This window comes from Paenibacillus roseus, from assembly GCF_016424485.1.
Taxonomy (GTDB): domain Bacteria; phylum Bacillota; class Bacilli; order Paenibacillales; family Paenibacillaceae; genus Paenibacillus_D; species Paenibacillus_D roseus.
Genome location: NZ_JAELUP010000103.1, coordinates 241,873 through 262,828 on the forward strand (window position 1 = coordinate 241,873; position 20,956 = coordinate 262,828).

18 protein-coding genes are annotated in these 20,956 nt (G+C 52.2%); all 18 read left to right on the top strand.

Annotation, left to right across the window (positions count from 1 at the left end):
- Nucleotides 1-99 precede the first annotated feature (99 nt).
- The 18 genes from addB to recO all read left to right on the top strand — a co-directional run bounded on the left by addB (nucleotide 100) and on the right by recO (nucleotide 20,650).
- Nucleotides 100-3,666, top strand: a complete 3,567-nt coding sequence (addB, locus tag JFN88_RS17990; RefSeq protein WP_199020679.1) for a helicase-exonuclease AddAB subunit AddB — start codon at nucleotides 100-102, stop codon at nucleotides 3,664-3,666.
- Nucleotides 3,650-7,501 (top strand): helicase-exonuclease AddAB subunit AddA, encoded by a 3,852-nt coding sequence (addA, locus tag JFN88_RS17995; RefSeq protein WP_199020680.1) that lies wholly within the window; start codon nucleotides 3,650-3,652, stop codon nucleotides 7,499-7,501. The genes addB and addA overlap by 17 nt, the downstream gene beginning before the upstream one ends.
- A 53-nt stretch (nucleotides 7,502-7,554) precedes the next feature.
- On the top strand, nucleotides 7,555-8,166 hold the full coding sequence (locus JFN88_RS18000) for a hypothetical protein (protein ID WP_199020681.1): 612 nt from the start codon (nucleotides 7,555-7,557) through the stop codon (nucleotides 8,164-8,166).
- A gap of 25 nt (nucleotides 8,167-8,191) precedes the next feature.
- Nucleotides 8,192-8,545 (top strand): histidine triad nucleotide-binding protein, encoded by a 354-nt coding sequence (locus tag JFN88_RS18005; RefSeq protein WP_199020682.1) that lies wholly within the window; start codon nucleotides 8,192-8,194, stop codon nucleotides 8,543-8,545.
- Between the two features lie 83 nt (nucleotides 8,546-8,628).
- Nucleotides 8,629-8,802 (top strand): 30S ribosomal protein S21, encoded by a 174-nt coding sequence (rpsU, locus tag JFN88_RS18010; protein ID WP_005547957.1) that lies wholly within the window; start codon nucleotides 8,629-8,631, stop codon nucleotides 8,800-8,802.
- Between the two features lie 15 nt (nucleotides 8,803-8,817).
- Complete coding sequence (locus JFN88_RS18015) at nucleotides 8,818-9,261, top strand: GatB/YqeY domain-containing protein (RefSeq protein ID WP_199020683.1); 444 nt, start codon at nucleotides 8,818-8,820, stop codon at nucleotides 9,259-9,261.
- A 263-nt stretch (nucleotides 9,262-9,524) separates the two neighbouring features.
- The gene (locus JFN88_RS18020) at nucleotides 9,525-10,907 is read left to right on the top strand and encodes an NfeD family protein (RefSeq protein WP_332908501.1); all 1,383 of its coding nucleotides are present in this window, start codon (nucleotides 9,525-9,527) and stop codon (nucleotides 10,905-10,907) included.
- A 47-nt stretch (nucleotides 10,908-10,954) separates the two neighbouring features.
- Complete coding sequence (gene floA, locus JFN88_RS18025; RefSeq protein WP_199021296.1) at nucleotides 10,955-11,929, top strand: flotillin-like protein FloA; 975 nt, start codon at nucleotides 10,955-10,957, stop codon at nucleotides 11,927-11,929.
- An 18-nt stretch (nucleotides 11,930-11,947) separates the two neighbouring features.
- A complete protein-coding gene (locus tag JFN88_RS18030) occupies nucleotides 11,948-12,442 on the top strand; it encodes a YqfB family membrane protein (protein WP_199020684.1) in 495 nt (164 codons plus the stop codon).
- 484 nt (nucleotides 12,443-12,926) lie between these two features.
- The gene (yqfC, locus tag JFN88_RS18035; protein WP_199020685.1) at nucleotides 12,927-13,223 is read left to right on the top strand and encodes a sporulation protein YqfC; all 297 of its coding nucleotides are present in this window, start codon (nucleotides 12,927-12,929) and stop codon (nucleotides 13,221-13,223) included.
- Complete coding sequence (yqfD, locus tag JFN88_RS18040) at nucleotides 13,220-14,413, top strand: sporulation protein YqfD (protein ID WP_199020686.1); 1,194 nt, start codon at nucleotides 13,220-13,222, stop codon at nucleotides 14,411-14,413. The genes yqfC and yqfD overlap by 4 nt, the downstream gene beginning before the upstream one ends.
- 5 nt (nucleotides 14,414-14,418) lie before the next feature.
- On the top strand, nucleotides 14,419-15,384 hold the full coding sequence (locus JFN88_RS18045; RefSeq protein ID WP_199020687.1) for a PhoH family protein: 966 nt from the start codon (nucleotides 14,419-14,421) through the stop codon (nucleotides 15,382-15,384).
- 23 nt (nucleotides 15,385-15,407) lie between these two features.
- Complete coding sequence (locus JFN88_RS18050; RefSeq protein WP_199020688.1) at nucleotides 15,408-17,660, top strand: HD family phosphohydrolase; 2,253 nt, start codon at nucleotides 15,408-15,410, stop codon at nucleotides 17,658-17,660.
- Complete coding sequence (gene ybeY / locus JFN88_RS18055) at nucleotides 17,657-18,157, top strand: rRNA maturation RNase YbeY (protein WP_199020689.1); 501 nt, start codon at nucleotides 17,657-17,659, stop codon at nucleotides 18,155-18,157. Before JFN88_RS18050 ends, ybeY begins: the two co-directional genes overlap by 4 nt.
- Nucleotides 18,154-18,522 (top strand): diacylglycerol kinase, encoded by a 369-nt coding sequence (locus JFN88_RS18060; protein ID WP_199020690.1) that lies wholly within the window; start codon nucleotides 18,154-18,156, stop codon nucleotides 18,520-18,522. The genes ybeY and JFN88_RS18060 overlap by 4 nt, the downstream gene beginning before the upstream one ends.
- A 108-nt stretch (nucleotides 18,523-18,630) precedes the next feature.
- Nucleotides 18,631-19,539 carry a GTPase Era gene (era, locus tag JFN88_RS18065; protein WP_199020691.1) on the top strand — a complete coding sequence of 303 codons (909 nt, stop codon included), beginning with the start codon at nucleotides 18,631-18,633 and terminating at the stop codon, nucleotides 19,537-19,539.
- 132 nt (nucleotides 19,540-19,671) lie between these two features.
- Nucleotides 19,672-19,830: a YqzL family protein gene (locus JFN88_RS18070; RefSeq protein WP_199020692.1), complete on the top strand. Its 159-nt coding sequence runs from the start codon at nucleotides 19,672-19,674 to the stop codon at nucleotides 19,828-19,830.
- A gap of 67 nt (nucleotides 19,831-19,897) precedes the next feature.
- A complete protein-coding gene (gene recO / locus JFN88_RS18075) occupies nucleotides 19,898-20,650 on the top strand; it encodes a DNA repair protein RecO (RefSeq protein ID WP_199020693.1) in 753 nt (250 codons plus the stop codon).
- The last annotated feature ends 306 nt before the right edge of the window (nucleotides 20,651-20,956 follow it).

Below are 20,956 nucleotides of genomic sequence, written 5' to 3' on the forward strand. Positions count from 1 at the left end.
TGATGCTTTCGGAACGTCTGTTCTGAACCGAACGTGAAAATCGGCAAACAGTATGTTAAAATTGGTTTACAGATCAATTTGGAACGGGAGGAATGGCGAATGCCGCTCCGCATTGTGCTCGGACGATCAGGTACAGGTAAAACAAGCTTTTGTATGGACGAGATCAGAGCAAAGCTGGAAGGCAGTCCGGACGGAATGCCTTTAATTTTGCTTGTTCCCGAACAAGCTACGTTCCAGACGGAATATACATTGTTGGGGAAAGCTGGCGTAAAGGGGACGATTCGCGCACAGGTGCTCAGCTTCCGCAGGCTGGCGTTTCGCGTCATGCAGGAAATCGGCGGGACGGCGCTTACCCCCATTAACGAGAACGGGAAAAATATGCTGCTCTATAAAATTGTCCATCATTTGGAAGATCGGTTGCAGTTGTTTCAAGGAGCTGCGGGGCAGCGCGGCTTTATAGAGAAGCTCGGTGAGCTAATGAGTGAGTGGAAACGGTACGGGTTTACAACAGAGGCGATGCAGCAGGGAATAAGGCAGTCTGGTGCTGAAGCAACGGCAGCGGGAGCAAGCTTGCTGGATCGTAAGCTCCATGACCTTCAGCATATTTATAGCGAACTGGAATCGGAATTGACGGGCAAATACATCGATTCCGAAGATTACTTGAGCTGGCTGTGCAAGGGAAGCGAAGAGGCGGAACTGCTTAAAGGCGCTGAGGTTTGGATCGACGGGTACATAAGCTTTACCCCCAAGGAGATGGAGGTGATCGGTCAACTCGTTCTCCACGCTGCGCGGGTGACCGTAACGCTTAATTTGGACAGACTGTACACTCCGGGTCAAAAACCCCACGAGCTGGACATGTTCTATTCCTCTGCCCAGACATGTTTGCAATTAATCGGACTTGCAGAGCAGCTTGCCGCTGAGGTGGAAGAGCCGATACAGCTTGGCGGGAAGCCTCCGGCACGGTTCAATGATCGCCCTGCGCTCAGTCACCTGGAGCGTCATTACCAGCATCGCACGGCGATGCTCGCCAGCGCCCGCAATGCCGGCAGCCGCCAGGGCGAACTGGAGGAAATCTCGCTTCATGCCGCGGTCAGCCGCCGTGCCGAAGTAGAGGCGGCTGCAAGAGACTTGCTGGCGCGCGTAAGGAAAGAAGGGCTCCGCTGGCGTGACTGCATCGTGATGGTACGGGATGGAACTGTATACAACGATTATATTTCGTCTGTTTTCGAGGACTGCGGGATTCCTCATTTCCTTGACCGCAAGGATAAGGCAATGCAGCATCCGCTCACCGAACTGATTCGTTCTGCGCTCGAAACGGTCAATCAAGGATGGAGATATGAGGCGGTATTTCGTTGCATCAAGACCGAATTACTGCTGCCTATTGACGGCCCTCTGACGCGCGAGGCGCTTGATCGATTGGAAAACTATGCGCTTGCTGCCGGAATTGACGGCAGCGCCAAATGGAATGATGCCAAGCGGTGGAAACCGCTTGTGCAGGATTCCCTGGAAGGGAAGGAACTGCCGGGGGCAGCGGAACAGGCAGCATTCCAGGAAATCATGAAGAGCAGGGAGACAGTTGTTCAGCCGCTGCGGAAGTTCGACAGAGCGTTGAAGAAAGCCGTTAATGTACAAGAAATGTGCAGAGCCGTATTCAAATTGCTGGAGGACATCGATGCTGCCGACCGGCTGGAGAGCTGGAGCAATCGTGATACGCTGCGGGGAGACCTTGTGCTCGCCAGACAGCATCGGCAGCTATGGGATGGCGTTATGAATCTGCTGGATCAGCTTGTTGAGTTGACAGGAGAGGAAAAAATTACAGCGGAGCTGTTTGGCGGCATGCTTGAGGCCGGGTTGGAGAGTCTGCGAATCGGTTCGATTCCGCCTTCTCTCGATCAAGTGCTGGTTGGGAGCCTGGACCGGACGCATTCGGATAATATTAAGGTCTGCTATGTGCTGGGCGCAAATGACGGGATCATGCCGATGCGAATCAAGGAGGACGGCCTGCTGACCGACCAGGAACGGGAACGTTTGGCAGAGGGTGGCATTCGAATGGCCCCCGGTGCGCGCCGGCGGCTGCTGGATGAGCGCTTCCTGATCTATCATGCGCTCACAAGGCCGAGCAGGCATTTATGGGTCAGCTATGCACTCTCGGATGAGGAAGGCAAGAGCCTGCTGCCCTCAGAAATTGTCCATGATCTGATTCAGATGTTTCCCGGTCTTGCGGCCCAGATGGAGGCGGCGGAGCCTCATTCCGGGCAATCGCCGGAGGAACAGCTTGCATTTGCCGCGCTCCCGCAGCGCGCCTTGTCCCATCTGATCGCACAATTGCGTTTATGGCGGCAGGGACAAGCCATTGACGAGGGCTGGTGGCATATTTACAACTGGTTTGCCGTACATCCGCATTGGAACAGAACCCTCGCACGCCTGCTGGCTTCGCTTGAATATACGAACGAAGAACCGCCGCTTTCGATGCGAACGGCAACGGAGCTTTACGGGCAAAGACTGCAGGCCAGTGTTTCCCGGCTGGAGCGCTTCGTATCTTGCCCGTTCCAGCATTTTGCGATCCATGGCCTGCGTTTGCGCGAGCGGAGAATGCACAGGCTTGGCGCGCCGGACATTGGGCAGCTCTTCCATGCTGCCCTCAGCAGGCTTGCGGGCGGTCTCGGCGAGCAATGGGGCAGCGCCCCGGAAGGGGAAATCCGCCGGCAAGCCTCGGTGGTTGTCGAAGAGCTTGCGCCAAGGCTGCAATCGAATATTTTGACGAGCAGCAGCAGATTTGAATATATTTCCCGCAAGTTGACTGAAATTGTGGCCCAGGCCGCCATCGTCCTCGGCGAGCATGCTCGAAGGGCCCAGTTCGTGCCTGTCGGCCTGGAGCTGGGATTCGGCGGTGAGGGGGAGTTGCCCGCCCTTGTTTTGCCGCTGGACGGCAACCGCCAACTGGAGCTTGTCGGGCGAATTGACCGCGTGGATGCTGCCGAGACAGAGGAGGGGCTGTTGCTGCGCGTGCTGGATTACAAGTCCTCTTCCACTGCGCTGCGGTTGGAAGAGGTTGCTTATGGACTCAGCCTGCAAATGCTGGCCTATCTGGATGTGTTGCTTACGCATTCGCCGCAATGGCTAGGTCGTGAAGCCAAGCCTGCGGGGGTGCTGTATTTCCATGTGCATAATCCGCTGCTCAGTTCGGCTAATCGTCTGGAGGCGCAGGAGGCCCGCAAGCAGTTGCTCAAGCGCTTCAAGCTCAAGGGACTGCTGCTTGCTGATGACGAGGCGGTCAAGCTGATGGACGGGGAACTGGACACCGGATATTCCGAACTGCTGCCTGTTGCCTTGAAGCGAGAAGGCGGCTTCTACAGCAGTTCGTCTGTCGTGAACGATGAGGACTGGAAGGTGCTGAGACGATCAGTTCGCAGAACGATCGGCAAAATTGGCAAACGCATTACAGAGGGGGAAGTGGCGATTGCTCCTTACAAGATGGGCGGCAAATCACCGTGTACGCATTGCGCCTATAAGCCGGTATGCCAATTCGATCCGCTCTTTGAGGGCAATGATTATGTCAGGCTAGCCAAGCGTTCCAAGGAGAGCGTCTGGCAGGCGTTGGCCGGCCCGGAGGCGGATGAATTTTCGGTAGAGGAAGGAGAACGGCAGTATGGAACCCGTGATTAAACCTGAAAAACCGGCAGGCAGCACATGGACGGACGAGCAATGGCATGCGATTGTCGCGCAGGGGCGCGACATTCTGGTGGCAGCGGCAGCGGGATCAGGCAAGACGGCGGTGCTGGTGGAGCGCATTATCCGCCGGATTTCCAGCGATACGGATGTGGACCGGCTGCTCGTCGCCACCTTTACGAAGGCAGCGGCAGCGGAAATGAAGGAGCGCATTCGTCTCGCACTGGAGAAGGCGCTGGATCGCGATCCTGGATCAGAGCATCTGAGGCGGCAGCTGGCACTGCTTAACCGGGCTGCAATTACGACCGTTCACTCTTTTTGCATGGACGTCATCCGTCGCTATTATCCGCTGATCGGACTTGATCCGGGCTTCCGCATCGCCAATACGACCGAGGCGGAGCTGCTGCGGATGGAAGTGCTGGACGAACTGTTCGAGGAAAGGTATAAGCAGGCGAAACCTGATGATCCTTTCATCCGACTGGCCGATGACTTCGGCGGGGAGCGCAGCGATGATCCGCTGTATCGGCTCGTGCTGGAATTGTACGACTTCTCGCGGAGCCATCCTTGGCCTGATCACTGGCTGGAAGAGACCGCCGCGCAGTTCCGCTCGGCAGGTCCCGGGGAGCTTGCGCAGTCCGTATGGGTGGACAGCCTGACCAAAGATATTCGCTTGCAGCTTGAGGGCGCATGCGCCATGATCCGCCAGGCTATCCGGCTGGCGAATGCGCCGGGCGGACCGGATGCCTATGCGACCGTGCTGGCCGATGATCTGGCTTTGGCCGAGAGGCTGCTGCGCGATGTGCATGAGCTGCCCTGGCATAGCTGGCAAGCCTCCTTCCAACTCGCTCAGTTTGGCAAGCTGAAGCCGCTGCGCGGGGACGGCTATGACAAGCAGCTGCAAGAGCAGGTCAAGGCACTGCGTGAGCAGGTCAAAGAGCTTATTTCGGACACGAGGGGGGAGTTGTTCGCCAGACAGCCGGAGGAATTCAGCGCTGAGCTGCTTCAGCTTGCTCCCCAGATGAAGGAATTGGCGCGTCTTGTCAGCGACTTCGGCAGCGCCTATGAGCAAGCCAAACGCAAGCGGAGCCTGCTGGACTTTGGCGATCTGGAGCACTATTGCCTGAGAATTCTGCGCGATACGGCATCGACGCCGGAGCTGACGATTCCTTCCGCGGCAGCCCTGGAGTATCGCGAGCAGTTCGACGAAATATTGCTGGACGAATACCAGGATACGAACATGGTTCAGGAAGCGATCGTTGCTCTGCTGGCCAAGCCTGCGCCGGGCAACCGCTTTATGGTTGGCGATGTGAAGCAGAGCATTTACCGATTCCGTCTGGCTGAACCAAATCTGTTCCTCCACAAGTACAAGACATTTACCGGGCTTGCGGACGGAGGCTTGCGGATTGATTTGGCACGCAATTTCCGCAGCCGTCAGGAGGTCGTCGACGGTGTCAATGACGTATTCCGTGCGCTCATGCGCGAGAAGGTGGCGGAGATGGACTATGACAGGAGCGCCGAGTTGATCTGCGGGGCATCCTATCCGCCATCCGATTCTCCGGGTGTTGCAAGTCCGTACGCAGTAGAACTGACACTGCTTGATCGGTCAGGGACAGCTGGCCCGGAAGTTGAGGAGACGGACGATGAATCATTGTATGGGGATGAAACCGCATCCCGTGCACTCCATGCCCGCGAGGAGGCGGCTGAGCTTCAGACTGCCCAGCTTGAGGCAAGATGGATCGCTCTGCAAATTCGCGGGCTAATGGATGGAACGGCGGGGACGGACAGACTTGACGTATATGACGGCAAACATAAGCGGAGCCGGCCGATGCAGTGGCGGGACATTGTTATATTGCTGCGGGCAACTCAGCAGTGGGCGCCTGTTTTGATTGAGGAACTTCAGGCCTTGGGCATCCCTGCTTATGCGGAGCTGAGCAGCGGGTACTTCGAGGCAACAGAAATAGAAGTGATGCTGTCGCTGCTGCGGGTTATTGACAATCCGTATCAAGATATCCCGCTCGCAGGCGCGCTTAGGTCACCGCTGTTCGGTCTGGATGCCGAGGAGCTTGCGCTTATCCGCATCCAGGCAGGGCGGGGAGCCTATTACGACGCGGTGCTGCAGGCTGTCGATAATCTGCTGCTGCCTGAGCCCATCCGGGAGAAGCTGTCCTTGTTTATAGCTTGTCTTGGCAAGTGGAGAGAGGATGCCAGACAAGGCTCCTTAACGAATTTGCTATGGAACATTTATCGGGAGACAGGCTACTACGATCTCGTGGGCGGCCTGCCCGGGGGCGTTCAGCGACAAGCCAATCTGCGGGCGCTTCACGACCGCGTCAGGCAGTATGAAGAGACGTCCTTCCGGGGACTGTTCCGTTTCCTCCGCTTTATCGACCGCATGCGGGAGAGCGGAGGCGATCTCGGGACGGCACGCGCGCTTGGGGAGCAAGAGGACGTTGTTCGCATTATGTCCATTCACAAGAGCAAAGGACTGGAATTTCCTGTCGTGTTCGTAGCGGGGCTTGGCAAAATGTTTAATTTGCAGGACCTGAACGGTTCCTTTCTGATGCATAAAGAGCTGGGCTTCGGCCCTCGGGTAGTGGACAGGGAGCTACGGGTAGGATACCCAAGTCTGCCCTATCTGGCCATCCGCAAAAAAATGAGGATGGAAATGCTGGCCGAGGAACTGAGGGTGCTTTACGTGGCGTTAACCCGGCCGAAGGAGAAGCTTTATCTGGTCGGCACAGCAGCAGACGCGCAGAAGCAGCTTGATCGTCTCCAGGCGGCTGCTGGAGAAAGTCAGCTGCCAGACTACTCGCTTGCTGCGGCAAGGCGTTATCTGGACTGGCTGCTGCCGCTCGCCCTGCGGGGAGCAGCGGATGGAGAGCTGGCGCTTCAGCATTTCATGACAGACATTGCCGAGGCTCCCGGACTGAGCGGCTGGCGCTTCTCGATTACACCGGCAGCCTTGCTGGCCGTGGAGGCCGCTGCGGCCATCGACCCGTGGGTTGATGAAGAACGGCGTGCAAAACGCGAGGCGTTATCGCAAGGGCAGCCTGTAGGCGAAGTGGAGCCTTCGTCCGCCGCTGAGGATGCGCTCGCATCCCTCTCCTGGCAGTATCCTTTTGAAGAAGCGGCTGCGCTGGCAGCAAAAACTTCGGTTACCGAGATCAAACGACTATACAGTGCGCTGGAGCAGCAGGAGGACGGTTACAACTTTACTAATATCCCTGGCGCCGGAGGCGCTCCCGCGTCGGAAGAGGCGGCGCAGTCTTCGGCAAGCTTCCGCTTGCGAAGGCCGAGGTTTATGGAACAGCAGACGATTAGCGGGGCCGAACGGGGTACAGTCAATCACTTGGTTATGCAGCATCTTCCGCTTGATCTGGAGTTGGATGAGACGGCTCTGGAAGCGGAAATTGCACAATTACGCAAACGCGATCTGTTGACTGAAAGGCAGCAGGAGGCGGTTGATCGCACAGCGCTGCTAAACTTTTTCGGAAGCGATCTTGCAGTACGAATGCGAAGCGCCAGCTGGGTGCGGCGCGAGGTACCCTTTACTTATCGCGAGCCTGCCCGAGAGCTGAATGTTGCTGCCGCAGAGGACCCGATACTGATACAGGGCGTAATCGACTGTCTCTTCGAGGATGAACGGGGGCTGGTGCTTGTGGATTACAAGAGCGACCGCATCTTCAAGGACCGCTGGGAAGAGGCTGCCGAGCGCCACAGGTTCCAGCTTGGGTTGTATGCGAAGGCAATTGAGAGCATACTGGGGCGGAAGGTTGACGAATGCTACATTTTCTTTTTTGACGGGGCACGGAGCATTCGATTACAATTTTGATGACAGGTTCAGAACAGCCGGCTAATGAGCCGGCGGAAAGGGATGACTGGAGAATGAACGAACAACCCGCTGCGAAGCGGTCCTGGTTTGCTCCTATTGTGCTGCTGCTGCTTGTTTTTAGCATAATGGGGAATGTAGTGTTGTTTTCGACGAAAATCCAGAACAGCCAAACGTTCCGGATGGAAGCGGGAGAGCGCATCATAAAGGCGGCATGGGATGCCAGGAAGCATGCGCAATCGTTGCTTGCATCGCTGGAGCAGTTGAAAAAGGGGACGAGCGCAACAGAGCGAATCGAAGCCAAGCAGAATATCGGTTTTGCCTTTGAGCATGCGCAAGGTCTCCCTCAACTAATCAAGGAAGCGCTGGCAAGGCATGAGGGAGAGCATGAGGGGCAGAAGCGTACAGCCGAGATATTCATTGCAGAGATTGAAGCGTCTTTAAGCCTGATCGGGAACCATGATACTGCTCTAACTGCCGAAGAGACGGCGTATGTTGCGAAGTTGAAGAAACTGTATACAGAGATCGACTCCAGGCTGGCGGAATTTCCTTACGATGAGATCAGCAAGGAGAGCGCGCTGCGAACGGAGAACGGTGAGGGCTGGGTCGATCTGGCCTATGGGCTCTTGCTGCTGATTAACGAGCCGGACAAGCTCACTGTAAAATAACCGAAGGTAAAGGAGTTGTATCATAATGGATTGTCTGTTCTGTAAAATTATCGAGGGCCAAATCCCCTCCAAAAAAGTGTTTGAAAGCGATACGGTGCTGGCCTTTTACGATATCCAGCCGGCGGCTCCTGAGCATGTGCTGATTATCCCGAAGAAGCATATTCCGACGATGAATGATGTGACGGATGAGGATGATGCCGTCGTGGCGGAAATTTTTGCCGCGGCGCGCCAGATTGCGGCCAAGCTGGGCATTGCCGAGTCCGGCTACCGTCTGATCAACAATTGCAACAAGGACAGCGGTCAGATTGTGTTTCATTTGCATTTCCATCTTTTGGGTGGGAAAAAGCTCGGTCCTTTATTAAATGAGAACGTGAGTTGACACTTGCTTTCAGTTTGACATATAATGTAGTTTGATAACCGTGAATGGTTCTGGACGGTCTGTTTTGGAGGGAGGGAAAACTGGTGTCTGAAACTAAAGTTCGTAAAAATGAAACAATTGATGCTGCACTTCGTCGCTTCAAGCGCTCCATCGCTAAGGACGGCGTTTTGGCCGAGGTCAAAAAGCGCAAGCACTACGAGAAGCCGAGCGTTAAACGTAAGAAGAAGTCCGAGGCTGCGCGCAAGAGAAAGTTTTAGGAGGATCCTTCCATAATGAACCTGAGCGAACGATTGAACGATGATATGAAGCAAGCGATGAAGAGTCAAGACAAATTTAAACTCTCCACCATTCGGATGGTCCGCGCGTCTATGAAAAATCAGGAAATTGATTTTAAAAGACCGCTTGACGATAGCGAAGTGCTTGATATCCTAAGTCGTGAAATCAAGCAACGTAAAGATTCCCTCCAAGAATTTAAGAAAGCCGGCCGCGATGATTTAGCGACTAATCTCGCCGCAGAAATAGATATTATTAGTGTTTACCTGCCCCAGCAGCTAACCGAAGAAGAAATCAAAGTGATTGTACAGCAGACCATCCAGGAAACCGGTGCTTCTTCGAAGGCCGAGATGGGAAAAGTCATGTCCGCTCTATTGCCTCAGGTAAAAGGGCGCGCCGACGGTAAACTAGTAAATCAGCTTGTACAGCAATTTCTGCAATAGCTCCATGCGATTTGAAAAAGCCTGTCCCTGTTGGGTAGAACCCGTTCTACGCAATGGTGGCGGGCTTTTTCTAAAATATAAAATTTATAAATTTTCTTTATAATTGTTTCAAGGCAGATATACTAAAATGAAGCAGGAAAGATTTTGCTGAAACGCCGGCCTATCAATACCGTATTATAAATTATAAGCCATGATGCAGCGGCTCATCTGCGACACCAACGGGATGAAGCTGTTTAGCAAGCAAACAAAGGGGGAACGAGACTGTGGCAATACATCATATGAAGCCCTGGTTGCTCCGTCTGCTGCTGCTTTTGCTGCTACTGCCGATGATTGTTGGACTTCCTGCGCTTACGGTTGCAGCCGCTTCTACGTCTCAACAGGCGTCCGCTCCGGCATCACACGGAACTGCAGTCTTTGTCGTTCCGGTGAAGCAAACGATTGAATCGGGTTTGCAGTCGTTCCTTGAACGGGCGTATGCAGAGGCAGAGAAGGCGAAGGCAGAGAAGATTATTCTTGTTGTTGACACACTGGGGGGCAAAATAATCAATGCCGACGAAATCGGCGGTATTATTCGCTCGAGCAAGATCCCTACAGTGGCTTATGTGGAAAATCGGGCAATATCAGCCGGCGCATACATTTCGCTCAATGCTGAGCAAATTATTATGCATCCCGGCAGCACAATCGGGGCAGCAGCTGTTGTAGACGGCAGTGGAACACTGATTGACGATCCTAAGATTGTGTCCGCATGGGTCGCCGCAATGCGCTCGGCAGCAGAGAGCAATGGGCGCGACCCGGAGATAGCCATGAAGATGGCTGACCCGTTCTCCGAAGTCAAGATTGAAGGGCTTAACAAGACGTTCACCAAGGGACAAGTCGTGACGCTCTCGGCGGAAGAGGCGGTTAAAGTCGGGTATGCCGAGCATATTGCGAATTCTGTAGAATCTGCTGTGAAGTGGCTCGGTCTTGATGAACGCACCATCATCGAATTCAATCCAAGTCTGGCAGAGAAGGTAGCCCGCTTTGTAACCGCTCCCGGCCTGAGCACTTTGTTGCTCATACTGGGCATCGCCGGCATTGCGATTGAGCTTTTCGTCCCTGGATTCGGTATTCCGGGTTTTATTGGTCTGCTATCGTTCGGTTTGTACTTTTTCGGACATTATATTGCGGGCTTTGCGGGGCTAGAGACAGCCTTGCTGTTTGTGGTCGGGATTGGGCTGCTCATTGTTGAACTCTTTGTCCCAAGCTTCGGCATACTGGGCATGCTTGGCATTGCATCGCTTGTAGGAGGTATTGTGATGGTTTCGTATGATACTGGAGCGACTCTGGGATCACTTGTCATTGCGGTTATCGCAGCAGCAGCAGTGGTTGCCGTCTTCAGTTATATTTTCAAGAAGCGCGGCATCTGGAACAAGTTTATTCTGAGGGAGTCGCTTACCTCTGAGGAGGGCTTCATTCCTGCCGAATCCAAGATTTTGCTCCAGGGATTGGAAGGAATCGCCTTGACACCGCTCCGTCCTTCGGGTACGGTTGACATTGCAGGCGAGAGAGTCGACGTTGTGACCTCGGGAGAGTTCATCACCGCCGGCAAGCGAGTTAAAGTTGTTAAGGTGGATGGAACAAGAGTGATTGTAAGTGAAGTAGTTTAAGTCAAAAAATAAAGCAGGAGGGGTTACACTTGACAGATCCGACGATTATGTATTTGGTAGTTGGTGTTGTTATTTTGGTTGCAGTAGTTATTTTCCTGAATTTCTTCCCGCTTATGCTGTGGATCTCGGCGCTCGCGTCCGGCGTCCGCATCGGCATTATTACACTGGTTGCGATGCGGCTTCGCCGAGTTGCGCCGGCACGTATTGTCAACCCGCTGATCAAAGCAACGAAAGCAGGTTTGGGTCTTAATATTAACCAATTGGAGAGCCATTATCTGGCGGGCGGTAATGTTGACCGTGTTGTTAATGCGCTGATCGCGGCGCAAAGAGCGAACATCCAGCTGGAGTTTACACGCGCTGCTGCTATCGACCTTGCAGGCCGGGACGTATTGCAAGCGGTACAGATGAGTGTTAACCCGAAAGTAATCGAAACACCGGTTGTATCGGCCGTAGCCAAGGATGGTATCGAAGTAAAGGTTCGTGCGCGCGTTACTGTCCGCGCTAACATTGACCGGCTCGTCGGTGGTGCCGGTGAAGAGACAATCATTGCCCGTGTCGGTGAAGGTATCGTTAGTACGAACGGTTCTTCCAAGTCACATAAAGAGGTTTTGGAAAATCCGGATTTGATTTCCCGCACAGTATTGGACAAAGGTTTGGATGCCGGGACTGCATTTGAAATTCTATCGATTGATATCGCTGATGTCGATGTAGGTAAAAATATCGGCGCAAACCTGCAAACCGAGCAGGCTGAAGCGGATAAAATCATCGCTCAGGCGAAAGCCGAGGAGCGTCGCGCAATGGCCGTTGCCCAGGAGCAGGAAATGAAGGCGCGCGTAGTAGAAATGAGAGCGCGTGTTGTAGAGTCCGAATCCCAGGTGCCGCTGGCTATGGCAGAAGCGCTCAGAAGCGGCAAGCTTGGCGTCATGGATTACCTAAACATGAAGAACATCGAGGCTGACACACAGATGAGAGGAACGATCGGCAAAACCGGTGATTCCTCCGACGATGACAAAATTCGATAAATGGCGGGGTGATTTTTTATGGAAACCTTGCTTGAATTTATAATTAAAAATCCGTTCCTGGCGATTATTCTGCTTGGCTTTCTGATTTCCTTCTTCGGCAAGAAGAACAAGAAGGCGGCCATGCCGCCCTTTGGCGGGGGGGGACAGGGGCAGCAGCCCCGTCGCCAGGCCGAGCCGCATACTCACGAGACACATGCAGATCCCGATCAATGGGATCGTCAGGATGAGCGGGATTGGACTCAGGAGAAGCCTGTTCTATATCCTCCGGCCCAACCTGGGCCAACCGCGCTGGATCAGCACGCTCAAACGGCAGCTAGCCGTCGTGAGGAGCAGCGGGCTAGAAGCAGTAGAAAGGCTGCCGAGTCGCTCCATAAGCAAAGCTCTTCATCCACTCGGTCTGCCAACCAGTTGGCTAAACCTGGGGCAGGCCTGCCCCAGGAGGAAGAGATGCGTCGCGCCATTGTCTGGGCAGAAATTCTCGGTCCACCAAGAGCGAAACGTCGGCACAGATAAGCATAACGACTATAGCGCATCATTTAATGTTTTGACAGAAAACGACTTCGTCCTGACCACGGACGGGGTCGTTTTCTTTTTTTCGTTGCAATATAAGGGCTCAACCTAAAAACCAGTGCTTGACATAGAGGAGAGAGCAGCGAAGGGGCAGAGGAATTCTGAAGAAACGGTAGTACTCGCCTTTAAAGCCCGATTCCCTCTGCAAATCTCCATGAAATAAAGGAATCGGGCTTTAACAGCGATCGGAAGAATCCTCTGCCATGCAGCTTTCCTTCCCCCTAGAGGTCAAGCACTAATTTTGGTTATGAGCCAATATAAGAATATATAAGTTTTACATTTATAAATGGCTTATATTACTACGCGAAACGAGGCTTGTAGCCATCAGAAGACGGCAAAGCCGTTTACGCTTGGGCAATATTTCCTTCATATTCTTACTCCTCCTTGCATAATTTTGTAAAGTACAGGAGGGGGGACTTCATCTGCCATGCGCAGCATTAGCCGCAAAATCCGGAAGTTAACAGCCGATCTTCTCGATGTGCCCCAGGACGTTGTATTTGACCTGCCTCGCATGACAATGATCGGGAATCGTCAGCTGTATATTGAAAATCATAGAGGTGTGCTCCATTTTACGAGTGACAGGCTGCGGCTGGCGCTAAGCAAAGGAGAACTTGAGGTTGGCGGCAGTGAGCTTGTCATTCGAGCGATATGGACCGAGGAAGTATTCATCGAAGGACAAATTGACCACATTCAGTTGCATGGACAAGGGGAGGGAAGCAAATGAATCTGAAATGGCTGCAAGCGTTGCAAGGTGTTGTAACGGTCTCCATTCGCGGGGAACGCCAGGAGGAGCTTGTCAATGAAGTAACCAGACAAAAGATCGTACTTTCGGGGATTCGTCGCGTAGGGGGCAGGGAATTGGAATGCGAGGTGACGGTTGGCGATTTTTTTCGTCTTCGTCCGCACTTAAAACGGACAGGCTGCCGCATACATGTCAAGCATAGGCGCGGACTGCCCTTCTGGCTCCGCAAGCTGGAGCGGCGCAAATTTTTTGCGGCCGGTCTTTTCTTGTTTTTTGCCGGTCTTTATATTCTCTCTTCCCTCGTATGGTCGATTGAGGTAAAAGGCAACGAGAAGCTGACGAAAGATCAGATTATGCAAGCTGCTCGCGCGGAGGGGGTTTATCCCTTTCAATGGTCATTCCGCATGAAGGAACTTGATGCGATCTCCAAACATCTGGTGGCCAAGCTCCCCGGCGTATCCTGGATCGGCGTTGATCGTCAGGGAACGAAGGTGACAATTGAGGTTGTGGAAAGTACAACGCCGCCTCCATTGCCGCTTTACAGCCCCCGTCATCTGGTCGCATCCGTAGATGCAGTGGTGACAGAGGTGAAAGCGGAGAAAGGCAAGCCGGTAGTAGCGAAAAACCGTAAAGTAAAACAAGGGGATATTTTAATTTCCGGGATAATTGGAAATGATGGGAATACGAAGACTGTTGTCGCCAAGGGCGATGTACTCGGTCTTGTCTGGCATGTCTATGAAATCGAGTCGCCGTTAAGTCAGAAGATTAAGGTATATACGGGGGAGTCAAAGACGAAATGGCATCTGCTCCTTGGAAACCGCACATTGCAGATATGGGGCTTTGAGAAGCCGGAATTCGAGCGGTATGAGTCGGTGGAGACGCAGCATCAGCTCGCATGGCGGAACTGGACGCTGCCGCTGGGGAGAGTCAAGGAGCGGCTGATGGAGGTTCGGGAGGACGTTCGCAAGCTGACGGAAGAAGAAGCTAGGGAGACAGGAATTCTCGAAGCGAAAGCGGCTGTTTTGGAAAAAGCGGGGAAAGATGCGAGGATTGTTGAACAAAATATTTTGCATGAAAAGACGGAGAATGGTAAAGTTTATATGAAAGTGTTTTTTGAAGTCGAACAATCGATAGCCAAAGAAAGAGCCATAGTCCAAATGCAAGGAGAATGAGCTTTTTGCCAGAGAAGACAAACATTGTAAAGATTCCTCTGCTAAGCGCAGCGGAAGGGCTTGCGGTATTCGGACCGCAGGACAAGTACTTGAAGCTTGTCGAACAGCAGACACAGTCGCAGATCATGTCGAGAGACGCAGAAATTGTAGTGACAGGACCGGAATCCGAGGTTGAATCGCTGGAGCAGCTTTTTACCGTGTTGCTGGAGCTGATCCGGGGCGGCTACTCGCCGTCCGAACGGGATATTATGTATGCTCTGGAACTGGCCCGCACGTTGCAGGCAGATCAACTGCTTGATCTGTTCAAGGCTGAGATTGCGACGACCTACCGGGGCAAACCTATAAGGGTGAAGACTATCGGCCAGCGCCATTATGTCAAGACAATCCGCAAGAAGGATATTGTATTTGGCATCGGGCCGGCGGGTACAGGCAAGACGTATCTGGCGGTTGTGCTGGCAATAACAGCTCTTAAAGAGGGTTCCGTAAAGCGTATTATATTGACCCGGCCTGCTGTGGAGGCGGGAGAGAGTCTTGGCTTTTTGCCGGGGGATCTGCAGGAGAAGGTAGATCCGTATTTGCGCCCGTTATATGATGCCCTGCATGATGTCATGGGGCCGGATCAGTCGACCAAGGCGTTCGAGAGAGGGCTGATTGAGGTTGCTCCGCTTGCGTACATGCGTGGGAGAACGCTTGATGATTCTTTTATTATTCTTGATGAAGCGCAAAATACGACGCCTGAACAGATGAAAATGTTTTTGACGCGTCTGGGCTTTGGCTCCAAGATGGTCATTACAGGCGATGTGACGCAAATTGATTTGCCGCGGGGCAAAAATTCCGGCTTGATTGAGGCTTCCCGCATTTTGAAAAATATTGAGGAAATCGGATTCATTACCTTTACCGATTCGGATGTGGTACGCCATTCCCTGGTTCAGCAAATTATTATGGCTTATAACAAGGATATGGAAAATTAATAATAGAGAGGAAGGCATGCCGTATGAGCCGAAAGCAGGTTGCAAACCGGACGAACGCAAAGACAGCACGGATATCAGGTTGGAAGCACAGCGCTGGTGTTCGCTGGCTGCTGCTGTTTTTGTTTCTGCTGCTTTTCTATTTCAGCCTTTCCTCTCATCTTGTGCCCAAAACCTATAATATTCAGTTGAATGAGGTTAGCAACCGGGACATTCGCGCACCGCGCCAATGGGAAGATGAGAAGGCCAGACTGCAGGCGCAGCAGGAAGCTGCTGACCGTGTTCAGACGGTTTACAGCATCGTCGCGCTGCGCAATGAGAATCTGGTCGACCAAATCTACCAGCGCATTTTGCAAATCAATCAGGATGACCAGGTAAGCCAAGCTTATAAGATTGACATTTACCGTACGGTGATTCCAAGCCGCTACGGCCAATATATTGATGAATTTTTGAGAACAAATAGAGCAACGGATAATTATAACCCTACACTGTTGGATGAGATGACCAAGGTAGTCAAGGAGCAGCAGTACAATGTTCCGGAGGAAACGTACTACAAGCTGCCCAAATTGTCTGCCGATGATTTGAACGTCATGCAAAAAGTTACCCGCGACATTGTCAAGGAATTGATGAATGAGCAGTTGCGGGATGCTGAGACGGCGCGAACCAAGGTAGCGGAGTTGGTCAATGCGAGCCTGCTCTCGGACCGCACCCAGCGAGAGATTGTACAGGAGCTTGCCCGTTACGCGATTATGCCGAACAAATTTGCAGACAAACAGGCCACCGATGAGGCCAGGGTGCAGGCACAGGAGAATACGCCAAAGGTTGTTATTGAAGAAGGCGATGTAGTAGTCCGTGATGGGGAAAAAATTACCCAGGAAATATATGACCGCCTTCAGGCACTTGGACTGCTGCAAAGCAAAAAGACCTATTGGCCGCATTTGGGTGTGCTGATTCTCTCGACGCTTTTTACAATTGTGCTCCACCAGTTTATGCTCCATTCGGAGAGCGGCATATGGAATGGAGGCAAACACCGGTACAGCAATACCCAACTTTTTATGCTGCTGCTTATCTTTCTGCTTAACATTGCTATTATGCTGATTGTGTCAATGATTCAGACGAACAGCACGACTTTTGTCGGCTTCCTTGCTCCGGTCGCCATGGGGGCAATGCTGATTACATTGCTGCTGGATGTTCATCTTGCGCTGATTAGTTCGATTCTGTTTGCTACTTTAGGCAGTATTTTGTTTAATGTTCATCAGGGTCAGATTTTTGATTTTAAATTTGGTTTTGTTTTTATCGTGGTATCGTTCGCGGCGGTTTTTTCGATTCACAGAGCGAGTCAGCGCTCGACCATCTTGAAGGCGGGAATTATGGTCAGCCTGTTTGGATCAATTGCTTCCTTGGCTGTGCTGCTGTTCAATCAGCCGATCGATTCCAGTCAGATGCTCTATACGGTGGGCTTCTCGTTTGCAAGTGGTCTGCTGACTGCCGTGCTAGTCGTCGGGTTGATGCCTTTTTTCGAAGTATCGTTTGGTATTCTGTCGGCATTGAAACTGGTAGAGCTGTCGAACCCGAATCACCCGTTGCTGCGGAAGCTTCTTACGGAGACGCCAGGAACCTATCATCATAGCGTAATGGTTGGCAATCTCTCGGAAGCGGCTGCAGAATCGATTGGAGCCAATGGCTTGCTGTGCAGGGTGGGTTCGTTCTATCATGATATCGGGAAGACGAGACGCCCAAGTTATTTCATTGAGAACCAGTCGAATATTGAGAATCCGCATGATTCGATTGAGCCTAAGCTGAGCAAGTCCATTATTATCGCCCATGCCAGAGATGGCGTGGAAATGCTGAAGGGATACAATATTCCTAAGCCGATCCGGGATATCGCCGAGCAGCATCACGGAACTACTTTCCTCAAGTTTTTCTATTACAAGGCGCTGAAGCTGGCGGAGGAGGCCGGAGACGAGCCGGACTTCACGGAGGATGATTTCCGCTATCCGGGGCCGAAGGCTCAATCCAAGGAAGCGGCAATTGTCGGAATTGCCGATTGTGTCGAGGCTGCCGTCAGAAGCCTGCGCAACCCGACAATGGAGCATGTCGAGTCCATGATCCACAAAATTATCAAGGGCCGGCTTGACGATAATCAATTTAATGAATGTGATTTGACTATGAAGGAGTTGGATAAGATTGCCCAGTCGCTGAAAGAATCGGTGATTGGCATTTTCCACTCCCGAATTGAATACCCGGAAGAGGTAAAAACAAAGGAGCGTCCGGCATGAGTTTGAGGTTGGAATGGAATAATGAGCAGGACAAGCTTGAGATTGCCGAGTCCTTTATCGCAAAGCTGGAGCAAATATTGCAGATTGCAGGAGAATCCGAAGGCATTACGGAGGGGGAAGTAGCCCTGACGTTCGTCGATGATGCGGAAATTCACCAGCTTAATAAGGAATACCGGGGCATTGACCGACCGACCGATGTTCTGTCCTTTGCTATGTTGGAAGAGGGAGAGAACGAGCTGGAAATTGTGTTTGAAGTGGAAAGCGAAGAAGAGCTTGACCCATTCTCGGGGATACTGGGCGACATTATTATCTCCGTTGAGAAGGCGCAACAGCAGAGCGAGGATTACGGACATTCGTTCGAGCGGGAGCTGGGATTCCTGTTTGTACACGGGTTTCTGCATTTGATCGGCTATGACCATCAGGATGAGGAAGCCGAAGCTGTCATGACCGCCAAGCAGGAAGCCGTGCTGCAGAAAGCGGGTCTGGTTCGGACATGAACCGGTTTTTACGCAGTTTCGGTTGCGCGGTTAGCGGCATTGTATTCACGGTCCGGACGCAGCGCCATATGAGATTTCACATCGGGGCAGCGGCAGTGGTATTTCTGCTTGCTGCCTTGCTTGGACTCCAGGCGGTAGAATGGGCGATAATTGTAGGCATTTCCGTGCTGGTAATGGTGCTGGAGATCGTTAACACAGCTATTGAGAAGACCGTCGATCTGCATATGCCGACTGTCCATCCGCTTGCGAAGGCGGCAAAGGACGCCGCCGCCGGCGCTGTTTTGCTTGCGGCGATTGCTTCAGTCATTATCGGAGTCATTATTTTAGGACCGCCTTTATACAAGCTGTTGTTCCATGTTTCATGACCGATGCTTTATGAGTTAAAATACAGATGACAAGGGTCCGATGCGATGGTTGGGGCTGATGCGCCGTACCGTCTTCGGACTTTTTCCAAAGGAGCAGTAATTTATTTTATGACAACAAACAATACGAACAAATTCAAATCCGGTTTTGTAGCCATTATCGGACGCCCAAATGTAGGAAAATCAACTCTGGTCAATCAGATTATCGGGCAGAAGATTGCGATTATGTCGGACAAGCCGCAAACGACACGCAACAAAATTCATGGCGTCTACACCACGGATGCAGCACAAATTGTGTTTCTGGACACGCCAGGCATTCACAAGCCGACCTCCAAGCTGGGTGATTTTATGATGCGTGCTGCTGATAATGCGCTAAAGGAAGTAGATGCGGCTTTGTTCCTGGTTGATGTCGTGGAAGGACTCGGCGGTGGCGACCGTTTCATTATTGAAAAGCTGAAACAGACCGATACGCCGATTATTTTGTGCCTGAATAAAATCGACCAGATCCACCCGGAAGCGCTGCTGCCGATCATTTCGCAATACAAAGGCTTGCATGATTTCGCGCAGATCGTGCCTATTTCCGCCCTCCAGGGAAATAACGTACAAACCTTGCTGGATCAACTTGTGCAATATTTGCCGGAAGGGCCGCAGTATTATCCAGCGGATCAGATTACGGATCATCCTGAGCAATTCGTATGCGCAGAGCTGATTCGGGAAAAGATTTTGCATTTGACCCGTGAGGAAATTCCTCATTCGGTTGCCGTTGAAATCGAGGATATGAAGGTAAAGGATAACGGGGTCGTCTACATCGGCGCAGTCATCTATGTTGAACGCGATTCCCAGAAGGGCATTGTTATCGGCAAAAAAGGCGCCCTGTTGAAAGAAGTAGGCAAGCTGGCTCGGCATGATATTGAGAATCTGCTTGGGTCCAAGACATTCCTGGAACTGTGGGTCAAGGTCAAAAAAGATTGGCGGAACCAGGATCGCGTCTTGAAGGACCTCGGTTTTAGACATGATTGATTTGCATATTTAATTCATTCTTTATTTTATGCCGCCCTCTTTTTACCTACGCTTCTTAAGGATAGCAGCCGCCGTTTCTTCACATCCTATGACCATTGAGCAGCATGACCAGGGGAAAGGATGAATACACCAATGAGACATTTATCGTGGACGTATTTTATGAAAACCGGTGATGTAGATGCTTTTATGCTGTATCGTGAGATGGGCCGGCTTTCTGAGGCCGATGCAGAGCAGCATGAGGATGCTGCTGTCGAGGAAGGAATGCTGGAGGATGAGGCTTCATTCTCTTGATTCGTTCTTGCTCGAGAGCTAAAGTGGCAAAGGGATTGTCGCAAGCGGCGGTTGGAGGCGAAGACTGTTGCTTTATCGGGTACAGGGGATCGTAATCCGCAGTATGGATTATGGCGAGGGCAACAAGATTGTGAATGTCCTCACAAGCACCCATGGCAAAGTAGGGATTATGATTCGTGGGGCGAAAAAACTGAGAAGCCGCTACGGCTCACTGGCTCAGTTGTTTACACAGGGCGAGTTTGGATTTTTCAAGAAAGGCACAGGTCTGGGCACTTTAAATCATGGTGAGATCATTGATTCTCATCATGTTTTACGTGAAAATTTGTTTATGGCTGCCTATGCATCCTATGCAGTAGAGCTGATAGACAGGGCCTTCCAGGATGATGAAGCAGGCTCTTATCTATATGAACAGCTTCAGGCTTGCCTGACCGGTCTGGAAGCGGGAAAAGACCCGCAGATCGTGACGCATTTATTTGAAATGAAAGTGCTTGAGGCTGCCGGCTATGCGCCGGAGATGAGCGCCTGCGTCAACTGCGGGGAAGTGACAGGTACCTTTGCCCTCAGCTACCGGCTAGGCGGACTCCTGTGCCACCGCTGCTTCTCCAAAGACCCTTCGAGGCTGCCGACAAGTGAAGGTTTTAACAAACTGCTCCGGTTGTTTCGTCAGCTCGATATGCGAAGGCTCGGCAATATCCAGGTGAAGGATACGACCAAGAAAGAATTGCGAGAAGGCATGCGGCTGCTGATGGATACCCATCTGGGTTTAAAGTTGAAATCACGCGCTTTTTTGGACCAATTGGAGAGAGAGCCTTTTGTTTGACATCCGTATAAAAATTGGCTATGATATTTTATTATTGAATATCGGACAGTGATGGAGAGAGTAGTTGCTAGGGAACTTGCTAATATCAGCGACCGGGAATAGTGCAAGCCCGGGCAAGCCTGCAGTGAAAGGTACTCCGGAGTGCGAACGAATGTAAAAAAGTGGGTTTCTTGCGGGAGCCGGGCGGTATGCGGCTGTAATTTTCCAAAAGAGCCAAGTAGGGTGGAACCGCGGGTACAGCTCCCGTCCCTATGTCTGTTTAGGCAGATGTAGGGACGGGAGCTTTTTGTTGTTTCTAGTCTGCTG